The sequence below is a fragment of the Desulfobulbus rhabdoformis genome (assembly GCF_016919065.1).
GTDB lineage: Bacteria > Desulfobacterota > Desulfobulbia > Desulfobulbales > Desulfobulbaceae > Desulfobulbus > Desulfobulbus rhabdoformis.
Window position 1 is genome coordinate 14,104 of record NZ_JAFFQA010000022.1, and the last position, 14,971, is coordinate 29,074.

Here is a 14,971-nt window from a genome sequence, read left to right on the forward strand (position 1 = left end):
AGGGATTAAATTTTAAAACTGTGAACTATATTCTTCAGTTTCAGGGCAAGCTGCTGCAAATCAGCGGCGCTGGTTTTAACCAGCTCACTTGAGCTGGAAATTTCAAAGGAGGCTGTATTCACGGTTGCAATATCCTGACTGATGTTGCCCGCCACTTCTGAGCTCTGGCTGACGTTATCATTGACATCCTCCATCCCGTGGGAGGCCTGAGCGATATTGATGGCGATTTCCCGGGTGGCGGCACTCTGTTCGTCAACAGCTGTGGAAATACTTGCCACAATGGTATTGACCTTATTGATGACCTCGGTGATCTGCTGAATTTCATCAACCGTGCTGTTGGTGGTTTCCTGCATCTCCGCGATACGGGTTTTGATATCCTGGGTCGCGCTGGCTGTTTGTTTGGCCAGCTCTTTGATTTCGTTGGCGACAACGGCAAATCCTTTGCCTGCCTCACCGGCGCGGGCCGCTTCGATGGTGGCATTGAGAGCCAGCAGATTAGTCTGCTCGGAAATTTCGGTTATTGCCTCGGTCACCTTGCCGATGGCCTGGGCTGCGTGTCCCAGTTCTCCCATTTTTTTCGAGGTGGATTCAGCCTGTTGCACCGCTTCCAGAGAGATAGAGTGGGCCTCCTGGGAATTGGTGGCGATTTCACTGATGGTCCCGCTCATCTGTTCAGCCGCACTGGCAACCATGGTGGTGTTGGCGGTAGACTGCTCGACAGTGGCAGCAACGTTATTGAGGTTACTGGTCATCTCGTTGGCGGCTTCTGCCACGGAGTCGGCCCGTCTGGAGGTGTCGGCGGAGTTTTCCGAGAGACTGGCGGCAACGCCGGTCAGTTCCTGCGATGAGGAGTCAATAAGACCAGTGTTCTCTGCAATCTGGCCAATGATCCCCTGGAGTTTTTCAATGAAGGTGTTGAACCACCGGGCCAACTCACCAATTTCATCTTTACTTCCAACCTGCAGGCGCATGGTCAGATTCCCCTCACCCTGGGCAATATCCTGCAAGCCCACAACGGCTTTGTTGAGCGGCACAATGATACTGCGTGCAAACAGATAAACCAGGCCGCAGACCAGCAGAACCGTTACGGCCGTAACCGTCATGATTGAGTTGCGAATGGAATCCGCTGCTGTGAGAAATTCATCTTCATCCTGGGTAATGGCAATGGACCAGCCTTTGAGTCTCACAGGGGCGATCCCGGCGGTCTTGTTTTTCCCTTTAAAGGTGTAATCGATGGCGCCTGACTCCTGGGCCATCATGGCATGGGTGATCTTCTCCATCCCTTTCAGCGTTTTCAGGTCAAGTTTCATTTCATATTCGTGCTTGGGGTGCGCAATGATGATGCCGTTACGATCACACATAAACGCGTAGCCGGTCTGCCCCACTTTGACCCGAGAGACATGGGTGAGCAGTGGCTGAGCCTTCAGTGAAAGACCAAAAATGCCGAGAAATTTGTTCTCATAGGAAAAGATTGGCGCACAAACAACATAGATAACATCTCCGGTAACCTTGGATTTCACCACATCGCCGGCAACCGGCTTGCCGGTTTGCTTGGCTTGCTGAAAATATTCCATGTCAGCAAGGTTGACGCCTTTGTATTCTTCACCGGTGGCCAGTTCACCGGTGTACATCGCTCCCTGGGCATCGGTCACAAAGATACCCAGGTAGGAATCGTCGAGCTGTTTGAACTTGTCCTTCATCTGTTGGCGAAGATAGCGAATATCCGCCTTGCTGCCTTTAATCCCTAATTCCTGGACCCGTTGGCTGATCTGGCGGACTGTGGTATCCACAGCGTGGGCCGCGGCCGTTTTTAATTGGGCTTCCAGAGTGGCCTGGATGAGATCGGCCAGTTTTTCGGCCTGGGCTGCAGCGCTCTCCCGTGCATTCACTGTCAGTGCGGTGGAACATTTGCTAACTGCAAGAAACCCGACGACCACAAGCGGGAGGACAACCATGAGGCAGCCACCCGCAATAAGTCGAAATCTAATCGATCGTACGTTCATCCTTCCCCCTGTCTTTTGCATTTATCCAGTAAGCAGCTCTGCCTTGGAGTTGAAAAAACACCACAAATGAGGACCTTGTAGGGGGGGCGATTTTTATACGCACCCCTCTAGGGTGTAGGGCAAAAAGTGTATAAATGTCAAGCTCCCTGGGGAAATATCTCCCCGCGCCAGGCTCTTGCTCCAGAGTTGGTGCCTGATTGTCATCTGAATCCGTGACGGCAGGTGTGGTCTTCTTTTTTAATCTCAACGAGTTGAATTTATTTTCCGTTACTCTGGTTGCTTTTCTGGTCTTAGGTGCGGGGCCGTTCCAGGACGGAAGAGCTGTGATTTAGGCTCCATTGGTCGTACCATTATGACGGTTGGTTCCGAGGAAAATGTTTCATGTTTAAACATTTTTTTCTTGCACTAATGCGTAATATCGTCTTTTTTAGATCTGTTGGTGACGAATCAGGCCTTTCTGGGGAGAGGTAAATATATTTATAGGTAGGACCATTGACGACGGTGAAGAGAACAATCCAATTTGCTCCGGTTAATCTGGGGAGGGCAGGGGAAGAGGTCGCCCTCCAGATAGAGGCGGCGATCATTGAGAGGCAGCTTGAGCCTGGTGATCGTCTGCCAAGTGAGCGAGAGCTACAGGTTCATTTCAACACCAGCCGTGGCGTTATTCGAGAAGCCCTGCAGGCGTTGAAACAAAAGTCATTGATTGAGATCAAGAAAGGAGCAAAAGGGGGCGCCTTCGTCCGTGAGGTGGAGGTGGCAACGGTCGGCGAATCGCTTGCGCTGTTTATCAAGCGACAACCGATGTCGCCTTATCATCTGATCGAGTTCCGTGAAAGCCTGGACAGAACAATTACCCCCCTGGCAATTACTCGAGGCAGTGCAGCGGAGAAAGAGGAACTGCTCAGCAAGGCAAAGGATCTGGAGCGACTATTTCTCCAGCAAGAGCCGGATATGGAGCAGTTGGCGGAACTGGACAGGGAGTTGAACTTGAAGTTTGCCCAGATGGCCCGCAATCCCATTTTCGAGTGGATCATGCATGCGCTTCAGATTGGGTTTAGTTCGTCAGATTTCAATCTTTACAATCGTGCGGATTATAGAAACAAAACAGCGGAAAACTGGCGTCATACCGCCCAGGCTATCGCCGAAGGCGAACCGCTGAAGGCTCTGTCACACATCAGCTACCACTATGCCATGCTCTTGCAGTTGCTGGAGCTGGAAGCAGGCGACGGAGTCGAGATTCAAGAATGGACAGCCAAGTCGGCGTCGGAGTAGGTATTGGGAGGAGTTATGAGCACAAAAAAGATTTATGATTTTATCATCGTAGGCGGCGGATCCGCCGGAAGTGTATTGACCAACCGGTTAAGCGCCAACCCGGAGCATAAGGTGCTGGTCTTGGAAGCCGGGCGTACGGACCACTGGTGGGATCCGCGTCTGCACGTTCCTTCGGCCCTGACCTATCTCTTGACCAACGGCATGTATAACTGGATGTACGAGTCGGATCCCGAGCCCCATATGAATAACCGCCGTATCGCGCAACCGCGCGGTAAGGTGTTGGGTGGGTCAAGCTGCATCAACGGTATGATCTATATTCGCGGCAATGCCCTGGATTATGAGAAATGGGCTACCTTTGAAGGGCTTGGCGACTGGAGCTACAGCCACTGTCTGCCCTATTTCAAGCGTTTTGAATCCCGTCTCAAAGGAGCTGACCGCTATCATGGCGTCGGTGGTCCTCTCTACCTGACAACGCCCAAATGTGATAATCCGCTCTTTGATGCCTTTTTTAAAGCTGTGCAGGAGGCCGGCTATCCTGTCAATGGTGATGTCAACGGCTACCAGCAGGAAGGTTTCTCCAGTTTTGACGGCACGATCTACCGTGGTAGCCGTTGGAACGCGGCCCGTGCCTATGTCCATCCGGTCCAGAATCGGAGCAATCTGGAAGTGCGCTGTCATGCAATGGCAACCCGTATCCTCTTTGAGGGCAAAAAGGCGGTCGGTGTGGAGTACCGGAAAGGGAAAAAGGTCCACACCGTCTATGGCAAAGAGATCATCTGCTGCGGCGGTGCTATCAATACTCCCCAGCTACTGCAGCTCTCTGGTGTGGGGGATCCCGAGTTGCTCGGGAGCCTCGGAATCCAGACCGTAGCCGAGCTGCCCGGTGTCGGTGAAAATCTGCAGGATCACCTTGAGCTTTATGTCCAGTATCAGGCATCCAAACCGGTGAGCCTCTATCCGGCGCTTAAACCGGTCAAGAAGGCTATGCTTGCAATCCAGTGGCTTCTCAAGGGGGAAGGCCTTGCCGCCAGCAACCATTTCGAAGCGGGCGGTTTCATCCGCAGCAACGATGAGGTCAAGTATCCCAATATCCAGTTCCATTTCCTGCCCATAGCCATTCGCTATGACGGAAGTGCCCCGGCAGAGGGACACGGCTTCCAGCTGCATGTGGGCCCGATGAACTCTGATGTCCGCGGTCACGTCAGGATCAAATCCGCTGACCCCTCCCAGCATCCCTCCATTCTCTTTAATTACCTCTCCACCGAGCAGGAGCGCAAAGAGTGGATCGAGGCCATTCGCTGCTCACGCAATATCATTGCCCAACCGGCCTTTGATGAGCTGCGCGGCAAGGAGCTGGCTCCAGGGGCCGATTGCCAGAGTGATGAGGAGATCCTTGATTTCGTGGCTCGGGAAGGAGAGAGCGCCTATCATCCGAGCTGCACCTGTAAGATGGGCTACGATGATATGTCCGTCTGCGACAGCAATCTCAAGGTCCACGGTGTGGAAAATCTGCGCTTGGTGGATGCCTCGGTCATGCCCGCGATCACGAACGGCAATATCTATGCCCCGGTTATGATGATCGGTGAAAAGGCGGCTGACCTTATTCTCGGCAACACCATGCTCACCCCGGACAACAGCCCGTTCTATGTTCATAACGCGGATAACAAATAATCCTCTACCAGGCAGTAATCCATGAAACAACGCATGTATATAAATGGAGCCTGGGTCGAGGCACAGGCAAAAGCGACGCGGGCAATTTTCAACCCGGCCAATGGTGCAACTATTGCCGAGGTTCCAGAGGCAGATCGCGAAGATGCGCGGCTGGCTATTGCAGCCGCTCGCGAAGCTTTTGACAACGGCCCCTGGCCCCATCTCCCGGCAAGTCAACGTGGCGAGCTGGTCTATAAACTCGGTGTTCTCATAGAAGAAAACGCCGAGGAGCTTGCCCGGCTGGAGAGCCTGGATACCGGCAAAACAGTGGAAGAGAGCCGCTGGGATATGGCTGATATTGCAGGTATCTTTAAATATTACGGTGGCCTGGCCGACAAAATGGGCGGTGAGGTGATCGATGCGCCCACTGAGACCGCGACCTCTGTGGTGGTCCGTGAGCCGGTTGGGGTCTGTGGCCAGATTTCCCCCTGGAACTATCCCCTGCTGCAGGCGGCCTGGAAGATGGCCCCTGCCCTGGCCGCCGGTTGCACCCTGATCATGAAGCCTAGCGAAATTACCCCTATGACCGCGATTCGTGTCACCGAGCTGGCGGAAAGCCTCGACTTTCCTCCAGGAGTGATCAATCTCTTGCTTGGTCCGGGGGACCCTGTCGGTGCCGAGCTTTCGGAAAGTCCGTTGGTCGATCTGATCTCCTTTACCGGCGGCATTGCCACCGGCAAAAAGATCATGTGTGCGGCAAGCGGCAACGTGAAAAAAGTCGCCCTCGAGTTGGGCGGAAAAAATCCCAACATCATCTTTGCCGACGCCGATTTTGATGTGGCCCTTGACTATGTGCTCAACGGCGTCTTTTTCCATGCCGGACAGATCTGTTCCGCCGGTGCCCGGGTGATGGTCGAACGTCCCCTCCACGACCGTCTGGTTGCAGAATTGCGCAAACGGATGGCTGCCATCAAGGTTGGCGACGGATTTGCGGAAGGGACCGAGATGGGCCCCCTTATTTCACAGGCCCATCGGGACAAGGTTGAGCGCTATGTGGTCATCGCCCAGGAGGAAGGGGCCAAGCTCGTTCTGGGGGGGAAGCGTCCGGATGATCCAGCCCTGCAAAACGGGTTTTTCTATCTGCCCACGCTCTTTGATCAGTGCGAAAACGATATGCGCATTGTCCAGGAAGAGGTCTTTGGCCCGGTTATTACCATTGAAACTTTTGATACTGAGGAAGAGGCCCTTGAGCGTGCCAATTCCACCATCTATGGCCTGTCGGCCGGTTTCTGGACGGGCGACCAGGCCCGCATAAAACGTATGACCCGGGGCCTTCGTTTCGGAACGGTCTGGGTCAATGATTTTAATGTCTATTTCACCCAGGCGCCCTGGGGCGGTTATAAACAATCCGGCCTGGGCAGAGAGCTCGGCATGAGCGGCCTGGAAGAATATACCGAGCAAAAACATATCTATCATAACCATCAACCCCAGCCTCTTCACTGGTTTGGTCGCTCGTAGGGGCGCGGACTCTTTCCTGAATCAGTGACCACACGCCATAACGGATTCAGGTGTTTGAGTGGGGTTGTCTTTTCAACATGCAAAGGAAAAGGAGCTATGAAACGAATCAGTTCTGTGAAACGAGTTGTCCTCTGTACTCTTTTTGCTGTTCTTTTGGCCGTACCCAGCCAGGCAGCTGAACAAAAAGTCCGCTTTGCCAGCGTCAGCTGGACCGGTGTCACCATTAAGACCGAGCTTGCAGTACATATCCTCAACACGCTGGGCTACAAGGCGAGCAACGTCATGGTGTCAGTCCCCATTGTCTATAATGCCATGGCCACAGGTGAAGCCGATGTGTTTCTGGGCAACTGGATGCCCTCCATGGCCTCCATTGCCGACCCCTATTTTAAAAAGGGTACCGTGGTTCAATATATTGCCAACATGCCCGGAGCCAAATACACCCTGGCGGTTCCCAGCTATGTCTATGATGGTGGGCTGAAGGACTTCAGCGACATCGCCAAATATGCTGATAAGCTTGAGCATAAAATATACGGCATCGAAGAAGGCAACGACGGTAATGAGATCATTCAGGCGATGATGGATAAAGATATGTTTGGCCTGAAAAATTTCAAAGTGGTCTCCTCCAGTGAACAGGGCATGCTTTCCCAGGTGCAGGCATTCGCTCGGAATCAAAAATGGATTGTGTTCCTGGGGTGGGCTCCGCACTACATGAATGAGATCATCGATATGAAGTATCTCACCGGCAGCCAGGCCGACACCTTTGGCGATAACGACGGGACAGCCACTGTCTATACCAATATTCGCAAAGGGTTTGACAAAGAACAGCCCAATGTGGCCCTGTTTCTGAAAAATCTGACCTTTCCCGTTGCCATGATCAATCAGATCATGGGCACTATGCACAAAGACACCAACCTCCAGCCCAAAGAAGCCGGGCTGAACTGGTTGAAAACACACCCCGAGGTCTATGAGGGGTGGCTCAAAGGGGTGAAAACAGCAGACGGCAAACCTGCTTTGCCTGTGTTTGCCAAGACCATGGCTGGAAAATAAAGGCTGCTGTTCAGAAAGGTTCGTTGAGCCTTTCGTCGGGTATAAAAGGCCAGATGCGCAGATCGTGCGCATCTGGCCTTTTTTGTTTGAATTTTCAGAGTGGCCGCACATCAGGTTTATTCCAATTTTGTCTTTTCAAGTGGACAAACTTGTGAGACAATGCCTCTGTGTTTTTCTCTACCTGAATCCGTGACAGCGGGGTGGTTGGTTATCTGCTTAAAAGCACACGAATTTTTTGAATAATTGCTTTTTCTTCCAGGTATGTCGTCTGCGGTTATCTGAGCTTGTTGAAAAATTTTATTCTCCACAACACTCGTGTCACAATTTTGTCACAAATATTTTGATGCTTCATCTACAATGGCGTGTTGATGAACGCTCATTGGTTCAGGTCCAATATAGAGGTTACTGGAGACGGATCATGCTGAACAGTTGGACCATTGGTAAAAAACTTATCCTTTCATTTTTGGGCCTTGCGCTCGTTTTTCTCCTAAGCGGTTTGTATGCAAAATTCACGATTGATGAAATTCGTATTAAAGGATCGATGTATCACAAGATCATCGATAACAAGGATCTGATTGCGGATATTCTTCCCCCGCCCAACTATATAATCGAGAGCTATCTCTGTGCCATGGATGCGGCCACAGCAGAAAAGGATTCCTCTTTGCGTAAACAGCTGATTGTGCGTTTGCAGGAGCTTTTTCAGGGGAGTGGCTATTTCAAGGATCGTATCAGGTTCTGGGAGGAAAATTTGACCAACGAAGAGATTCGGACCGTTTTCCTCCATGAGGCCGCCGTACGGGCACGAAATTTTTACTCGATTGCCTTGGGGGGTTTTGCCGATGCCATCAATAGAAATGAGATGGAACAGGCGCAGCGCATCTTTTATCAGCAACTCAAACCGGAATACCTGGCCCATCGAAAGGCCATTGACCGGGTTGTTGCCCTGGCCAATCAAGAGTTTTCTGCCTTGGAGGATCGGTCGGTCAAACTGCTAAACAATCGATTGCTCACCATGGGGGTGTTGTTCGTTGCCTTGATCGGTTTGGCGCTGGCTCTTGGAGTCATCATCTCGCGGGGAATCAGTCGGCCGATTACAGCAGGCGTCAAGATTCTTGAGCAGGTCGCACAAGGGGATATGCAGCAGAGCATCCCCCCTGCCTTATTGAATCGTGGCGATGAGGTGGGGCAGATGGCGGCCTCCCTGAGCAGACTGGTGACGCAGCTTGGTGGGATGATTCGTGAGGTCGTCAACGATGTGCATCGACTGACCGCCTCTTCGGGTGAGCTGACAACCATCTCAGGGAATCTGTTGCTTTCCGCTCAGGATACCTCCCAACGGTCGATATCCGTTGCCACTTCGGCTGAACAGGTGAATGTTAATATGCAGTCCGTGGCCAGCGCCACGGAACAGTCTTCGACCAATGTATCCCTGGTTGCCTCGTCTACCGAGGAGATGATTGCCATGATTAATGAGATTGCCCAGAACGCCGATAATGCACGCTCCATATCGGCCAAGGCGGTGGATCAGGCAACGCTCACCTCAGATAAAATGTCCTCTCTTGGGGATTCGGCCCGCAATATCGGTCGTGTTACCGAGACCATCACCGAAATTTCCGAGCAGACCAATCTGCTTGCGCTTAATGCCACCATCGAGGCCGCGCGTGCGGGAGAAGCGGGAAAGGGGTTTGCTGTCGTTGCCAATGAAATCAAGGAACTGGCCAGGCAGACCGCCGCAGCAACGGTGGATATTAAAGAGCAGATAGCCGAGATGCAGCAGACTGCGGAAGGCACCATTAAGGATATCGGTTCGATTTCCGAGGTAATCGAGGAAATAAACACCATGATCAGCAGTATAGCCGCAGCCGTGGACGAGCAGACCTCGACATCCAGAGAAATTGCCGGCAGTATTGAGTTCGCCTCCCAGGGGATCAGCGAGGTCAACCACAACATCGCTCAAAGCACCGGAGTGATTTCCGGGATCAACCAGGAGATCAGCACTATCAGCCAGCAGTCCACCCAGGTGGAAACCGGGAGTCGACAGGTGCAGGCGAGTGCGGAAGCACTCAGTTCTCTCGCCCGTCAACTGGAGACGATCGCGACGAAGTTCAACGTCTGATCCAGGAAGGATTCAGGGGAAATCTGGGACAATTATTTTTTCCCGCAGTCCTGACAGCGGGTGAGGGTCATCTCGCAGCGCTCGCAATGAAATTCCACCCGATAACAGCCGGTATTGTCTTTGAGGAAAAGAGGTTCGCTACTCCTCATCAGCGTACCGGCTATTTTGTCGCAGATTCCCAGCTGTCGCCTGAGACAGTATTTGGTGGACATCAGTTCGGGGTGCTCTGCCCTGTGCGGAGAGAGGGCCGCCGGATCGACTTGGGCAATGCCGTGCCGCCGAAAAAAAGCCGCGGCCCGGCTGTTGCAGATGTTCTCCCGGTAGTCGATCTGGTCTGCGATCCAGGGGGTACTGTTGGGAACGATTTCAGCCCGATCGCGGACATAGGATTGGAGTCTTTGTGCGCGATGATGGTCGAGCGCCTGTCTGCGTAATTGGTTAAGGACTGATGCCGGAACAAAGAGGTGGGGATCCAGCCGCACCTCGATTGAACGCACGCTGAAAGCCGTCCCTCCACTTTTTTGCAACTGTTTTTTGGCGATACGCTCGATCGTACCGGGTGTTGTCGCCATTTCCGGGCTGATGCTGAGCCCGGTCTCCGAGCAAATTCCATCCTCATCTTTAATCCTGAGTACAAGCCCTGTTTCAGATGCACCAAGACGCATGTCGACATCCAGGCTCCTGCAGCTTTGGGACTGCTCCAGCAGTTTGCCAAAGGCAACATCGCTATTGCGAAAGAGTTCCATCCCCTTGCATACGCCTATTCGATTCAGCGGATCCTTGGTAAAAATGCGGTTTCCTTCTACCCGGTTCACCCGGAGGCCAATCAGATTGCCGCTCTGGTCGAAAAAGCAGAGTCCATCCCCATTATGCAGCGCTTCTTCCCCGTCGATAACAAAGGAGGTTGCGTCAAGAGAGAGGACCTCTCCCACTCGTTTACCAATGGATTTTGGGGTCCGTATTTCCGCCATGTTGGTTTTGGGAGCCCGTAGAAAATAATCGGTTGCTCCTCGGCTGAAGGATCGGGCGGGATCGGGCGAAAAACAGAAGCGGCAGCCTCCGCTCGATGCACGGATAAGATCGGGGCGGCTGTCAATGATGGTGTCCAGGGCCTGCCGGTAGCGTGCGGTCACATTTTTTACATAGAGGCTGTCCTTCAACCGACCTTCAATTTTAAAGGATCGTACCCCGGCGTTGATGAGATCGGTTAAATGGCGGGAGAGATCCAGGTCCTTGAGGCTCAGCAGGTAACGATCTTGGGCTAGGACCTTGCCCTTTTTATCCTGGAGGGTAAACTTATGCCGGCAAAATTGAGCACATTGACCACGGTTGGCGCTACGTCCAGCCATGATTTCTGAGATATAGCACTGACCGCTGTAACAAACGCAGAGGGCGCCATGGACAAAGCACTCCAGCGGTACCGAGGTGGCCGCCTTGATCGTCTGAATCTGGGCCAGACTCAACTCGCGGGCCAAAACCACCTGGGTAAAGCCGACCCGCTCAAGAAAACGCACTTTTTGCGGAGTCCGATTATTGAGTTGGGTTGAGGCATGGAGCGGGATAGGAGGCAGGTCGCATTCAAGCAGCCCCAGATCCTGGATAATGAGGGCGTCGACTCCGATGGCATCAAGCTGATGACAGAGTTGCACCGCCTGGGGTAACTCATCTTCAGTAAAAAGCGTATTGAGTGCAACATAGACCCGTGCTCGAAAGAGGTGAGCATACTGGACCAGCTGCTTAATATCTTCCAAACTGTTGCTGGCAGCGGCACGGGCTCCAAAGAGGGGGCCGCCGATATAGACCGCATCAGCGCCGTGTTCTATGGCGGCTATGCCGCAGGCCAGATCCCGTGCAGGAGCTAAAAGTTCAATGTCCCGTGTGTGCATAGATGTCCTTAAGGTCGGGTATTGAAAAGAGACTGAATCTAAGCTGTTATCCCTGTGTAACCAGCGTAAACGAGCATCTCTGATGAAACGAGCAAGAAGAATCCTGTCGGTAGCCTGTACTCTGATTTGTATTGTGTCAGCCAGCGTGGTTCTGGCCGCACCACCGGTGCTGCGTCTTCCGATAGCCTGTCGCCTTGGCGATACCTGCTATATCCAGAATTTTTATGACCATGATCCAGGCCCTCAGTACCACGACTATACCTGCGGCCATCTCACCTATGATGGGCACCGGGGAACCGATTTCGCTCTTCCTACCTTAAAGATGATGGAGCAGGGCGTCAATGTCCTGGCGGCGGCTTCCGGTACGGTTGTCGCTGTTCGCGATGGTGAGCCGGATCTCTCCATACGAGAACGCGGGATTGCGGCCCTGGATGGAAAAGATGCGGGCAATGGGGTGCGTATTCGCCATCAAGATGGCTGGGAAACCCAGTATTCGCATATGAAACACGACTCTATCGTGGTGCGGGCGGGGGACCGGGTACGAGCCGGGCAGGTACTCGGGCAGGTCGGGCTTTCCGGCAACACCGAGTTTCCCCATCTCCACTTTTCCCTGCGTTATCAGGGACACGATATTGATCCTTTCGCACCCAAGTCAGGCCCCTGTGGTTCCAGCCAACATGTACTTTGGTCAGCTGAGCTGAAAAAGAGCATGCAATATAAGCCGACAGGGCTTTTGCAGGCTGGTTTCTCAACAGAAATCCCAGAGCGAAGTCGGGTGGATAACAAAACCTATGATAAGCAGTTTATAAAAAACAACGCGCCAGCATTGATTTTTTGGTCAGTCGTCTACGGTATCCAAAAGGGAGATCAGGTTGAATTGCACCTCTACGATACGTCCGGCAGACCGTTGTATCAGAAGAAGAGCAAGGCAACAAAGAATCAGGCCATGCTTTTTGCCTATGCCGGGAAACGGCGCAGTAGGGCGATGTGGCCTCTCGGCCGTTACAGAGGACGGGTGCTTCTCAGGCGTGATCAGTCAGTGGTCCTGGATACAACCAGAGTTATCACTATCGAGGCACGATAATTCTGGTCCGGGAATCAGAGGGCGATGTTGCGTTCTTTAAGATCCCGTGGAGTGAGTTCGTAACGTTCCAGGAGTCGCATGATTTTGTTTCTTGGCGGAATGTTGGAGAGAAAGAGGAGCACAAGCAGGATTGCAAAAACCAGTTTGCTGATAGGCGCACCGTTGACGTAGGAGGTGTAGGCCAAGGGAAAGAAGACCACCCCCATGTAGAGCATCCGTTCATAGGCGGTCTTCAAGAGGATGATCAGCTCATGAAATCCCTCCGCATCCATCTCCGGGAAATCTTGCTGACTCAATTCAGAGACCCGTTGGCGCCTGATTTGAAAGAGGTAGACAATGGCCAGTCCGGCAAAAAAATAGACAAAAGCAGAGATAGAAGCGGGCATGGGAATACTGGGTAGATGAGTAAAAGGATACTCGCCCGAAGGATGACCTTCGGGCGAGCCTCTTTGACTGTACAGAAACGTTTGTAAGGCGGTCTTAGTTGATCATAACTCCTGCCATATTGGGAATTTCCATTCCATGATGGAACAGGTAGGCCACAATAACCGCCACAGGAATAATAAAGAAGGTGAGGGCAACAAAGTAAACCCAGACCATCTTGCCAAACTGGGCTTCGGCCAGTTTCTTGAAGTCGGTGATGATACCAAGGCTCATGAAGGTGAGCATGAAGAACAGTTTTCGCATGGCGCCTTCAACCGATTTAGCACCGGATTTTGCCGCCTTTAACACCGCCATTCCTTCGGGTGCCCCTGAATGGCCTGGCCCAAAGAAGATACCCAGGTAGACGAACCAGGCGATGAAATAGCCCAAAACGAATTTTGGAAAGCGAAACCAGACTTCGGAGAAGGGGATCCGATCCCCCTCATGTTTTTCGATTTTGTAGACCCAGACCATGGCCAGGACAAAGGCCCAGAGACCGATGAACATATCGATCCAGATTTTGGTCATAACCGCGCTGGTGGTGATAACACCTTCCATCCATACGATTTTACCGCCGCTATCCTGCTCCACCTTGGTGCGCATGAACTCGTCGAGCAACTCACCGGCGGCAGCGTCGGCGCCATCGGTCTTGACCGCCATACCCATGGCAGAACCTGCCACGATGGGATCAGAGGTCCCGGGCCATACATGGGTGAATACGCCGGGGAGCACAACCAGCTCAATAACGGCATACACAACAACCAGAGCGGAAACCATGATCGAAACCACCGGTTTTGCCCGCACGGCACCACCGGTGGCAACGGCTGCGGAAACACCGCAGATGGAAATGGCAGAGCCAAGAACGGCCGCGGTTTTCCGGGGGAGTTTAAAAAGGCGCCGGGCGATGATGTAAATTCCGGGCCAGAAGATCAGGTAGGCGACAACGGTTGCGGCCGCACCGGCAATGAACAATTCAAAGGTAAAGTGAGCCATCTGCTGACCAATTTCCGTTCCTCCGGCACCACCAATTTTGGAACCGGTGAGTACAGCTTTGATAGGCAGATAGCCAACTTTGACGCCAAGAAAAACAATGGCGGTTTTGATATACCATTCGGGTTTGGCCGCAGTGCTCAGGTAGCGGGCCAGGGGTTTGAAAAAGTTACCGATGATCAACCCCACCAGGAGGGCAAGAATAAAGGACGCACCGCCACCCAGCTGCAGGGTGAAGAAGTCCAGATGACTTTTCTTGAGATCAACGGCAGAGGCTGCAAAAAAAGCGTGATGGCCGATAAACCAGGTGAAGTAGGTGAGAAAGAAAATAACTGTCCAGCCACCGATAAACTTTTTCATGTCCCATTTTTGAAAATAGGCACCGATGCTGGTTGCGAGGGTGAAAACGAGATAGGTTACCAGGATGGAACCTATGGGCCCAAGAGCCTTGTAGCCACCCTTGCCATAGGCGTAAAAGGCGTGACCTGGAGTGGTGATCTTGCCACCGGCTCCCTCCGGCATACTGAGAATCCATTGCTTGGGATAGGCCACCCAGCCAACCAAGTCGACACCCATGATAGTCAGCAGGCCAAGGCCGAAAAAACTCAAGCCAAGCCACACTGCCCACCAGTCTTCCGTTGTTGCCATGCCTGAGTACCAGGCACGATGTTGCTTCGCCATATTCTCCTCCCGTCTCAGTAGCGCAGGGGCAGTTCGAGACACCTGTTAAAGTAATGGTTCATGAAAGGTCGCATCCACTCCGGGATCATTTCATTGTTGGAGCTCATAAAGACGTTGATGCGTCCGTCTTTCTCGATTTGCGGTTTGAGTGCTTTTTCCAGCTCACGATCAAGATCATCGAGTTCCTGAGCGGCAAGGCGCACACCATCACCGGTAACGATCCAATTTTGGCCATCATGATCAAGCATCATTTCGACCGTGGATACGTCTTTTAGCTTGCTTGATTTACGAAAGAACATGA

The 14,971-nt window shown here is 52.6% G+C and carries 11 protein-coding genes; 6 read left to right on the forward strand and 5 right to left on the reverse strand.

All coding sequences use genetic code 11. The features are described from left to right. Positions 1–5: 5 nt before the first annotated feature. The gene (locus JWJ90_RS12480; protein WP_205227558.1) at positions 6–2,003 is read right to left on the reverse strand and encodes a methyl-accepting chemotaxis protein; all 1,998 of its coding nucleotides are present in this window, start codon (positions 2,001–2,003) and stop codon (positions 6–8) included. A 501-nt stretch (positions 2,004–2,504) separates the two neighbouring features. Between JWJ90_RS12480 and JWJ90_RS12485 the strand changes: the two genes are divergently transcribed. The 5 genes from JWJ90_RS12485 (at position 2,505) to JWJ90_RS12505 (ending at position 9,606) form a co-directional block, all read left to right on the forward strand. Beyond that, a complete protein-coding gene (locus JWJ90_RS12485; protein WP_205227559.1) occupies positions 2,505–3,275 on the forward strand; it encodes a GntR family transcriptional regulator in 771 nt (256 codons plus the stop codon). A gap of 15 nt (positions 3,276–3,290) precedes the next feature. Continuing rightward, the gene (betA, locus tag JWJ90_RS12490) at positions 3,291–4,946 is read left to right on the forward strand and encodes a choline dehydrogenase (protein ID WP_205227560.1); all 1,656 of its coding nucleotides are present in this window, start codon (positions 3,291–3,293) and stop codon (positions 4,944–4,946) included. A gap of 21 nt (positions 4,947–4,967) precedes the next feature. Then, positions 4,968–6,443, forward strand: coding sequence for an aldehyde dehydrogenase family protein (locus JWJ90_RS12495; protein ID WP_205227561.1), 1,476 nt, complete (start codon positions 4,968–4,970; stop codon positions 6,441–6,443). 96 nt (positions 6,444–6,539) lie between these two features. Continuing rightward, positions 6,540–7,490 carry an ABC transporter substrate-binding protein gene (locus JWJ90_RS12500; protein WP_205227562.1) on the forward strand — a complete coding sequence of 317 codons (951 nt, stop codon included), beginning with the start codon at positions 6,540–6,542 and terminating at the stop codon, positions 7,488–7,490. A 418-nt stretch (positions 7,491–7,908) separates the two neighbouring features. Further along, positions 7,909–9,606: a methyl-accepting chemotaxis protein gene (locus JWJ90_RS12505; protein WP_205227563.1), complete on the forward strand. Its 1,698-nt coding sequence runs from the start codon at positions 7,909–7,911 to the stop codon at positions 9,604–9,606. Between the two features lie 32 nt (positions 9,607–9,638). Here the strand turns inward: JWJ90_RS12505 and JWJ90_RS12510 are convergent, their stop codons facing one another. Next, positions 9,639–11,492, reverse strand: a complete 1,854-nt coding sequence (locus JWJ90_RS12510; RefSeq protein ID WP_205227564.1) for a peptidase U32 family protein — start codon at positions 11,490–11,492, stop codon at positions 9,639–9,641. A gap of 82 nt (positions 11,493–11,574) precedes the next feature. Between JWJ90_RS12510 and JWJ90_RS12515 the strand changes: the two genes are divergently transcribed. After that, positions 11,575–12,576, forward strand: a complete 1,002-nt coding sequence (locus tag JWJ90_RS12515) for a M23 family metallopeptidase (RefSeq protein ID WP_205227565.1) — start codon at positions 11,575–11,577, stop codon at positions 12,574–12,576. Positions 12,577–12,590: 14 nt separating this feature from the next. On the opposite strand, the gene JWJ90_RS12520 is transcribed toward JWJ90_RS12515, so the two are convergent. The 3 genes from JWJ90_RS12520 to JWJ90_RS12530 all read right to left on the reverse strand — a co-directional run bounded on the left by JWJ90_RS12520 (position 12,591) and on the right by JWJ90_RS12530 (position 14,969). After that, a complete protein-coding gene (locus JWJ90_RS12520) occupies positions 12,591–12,962 on the reverse strand; it encodes a hypothetical protein (RefSeq protein WP_205227566.1) in 372 nt (123 codons plus the stop codon). Positions 12,963–13,056: 94 nt separating this feature from the next. Continuing rightward, entirely contained in the window at positions 13,057–14,670 is a 1,614-nt protein-coding gene (locus JWJ90_RS12525) for a putative sulfate exporter family transporter (RefSeq protein ID WP_205227567.1), read from the reverse strand. A gap of 14 nt (positions 14,671–14,684) precedes the next feature. After that, positions 14,685–14,969: a DUF5395 family protein gene (locus JWJ90_RS12530; protein ID WP_205227568.1), complete on the reverse strand. Its 285-nt coding sequence runs from the start codon at positions 14,967–14,969 to the stop codon at positions 14,685–14,687. Positions 14,970–14,971: the final 2 nt, after the last annotated feature.

Coding starts and splice junctions, on each gene's coding strand:
- JWJ90_RS12515 (WP_205227565.1), top strand. CDS start 11,575: ATGAAACGAGCAAGAAGAATCCTGTCGGTAGCCTGTACTCTGATTTGT.
- betA (WP_205227560.1), top strand. CDS start 3,291: ATGAGCACAAAAAAGATTTATGATTTTATCATCGTAGGCGGCGGATCC.
- JWJ90_RS12520 (WP_205227566.1), bottom strand. CDS start 12,962: ATGCCCGCTTCTATCTCTGCTTTTGTCTATTTTTTTGCCGGACTGGCC.
- JWJ90_RS12505 (WP_205227563.1), top strand. CDS start 7,909: ATGCTGAACAGTTGGACCATTGGTAAAAAACTTATCCTTTCATTTTTG.
- JWJ90_RS12530 (WP_205227568.1), bottom strand. CDS start 14,969: ATGTTCTTTCGTAAATCAAGCAAGCTAAAAGACGTATCCACGGTCGAA.
- JWJ90_RS12510 (WP_205227564.1), bottom strand. CDS start 11,492: ATGCACACACGGGACATTGAACTTTTAGCTCCTGCACGGGATCTGGCC.
- JWJ90_RS12480 (WP_205227558.1), bottom strand. CDS start 2,003: ATGAACGTACGATCGATTAGATTTCGACTTATTGCGGGTGGCTGCCTC.
- JWJ90_RS12500 (WP_205227562.1), top strand. CDS start 6,540: ATGAAACGAATCAGTTCTGTGAAACGAGTTGTCCTCTGTACTCTTTTT.
- JWJ90_RS12525 (WP_205227567.1), bottom strand. CDS start 14,670: ATGGCGAAGCAACATCGTGCCTGGTACTCAGGCATGGCAACAACGGAA.
- JWJ90_RS12495 (WP_205227561.1), top strand. CDS start 4,968: ATGAAACAACGCATGTATATAAATGGAGCCTGGGTCGAGGCACAGGCA.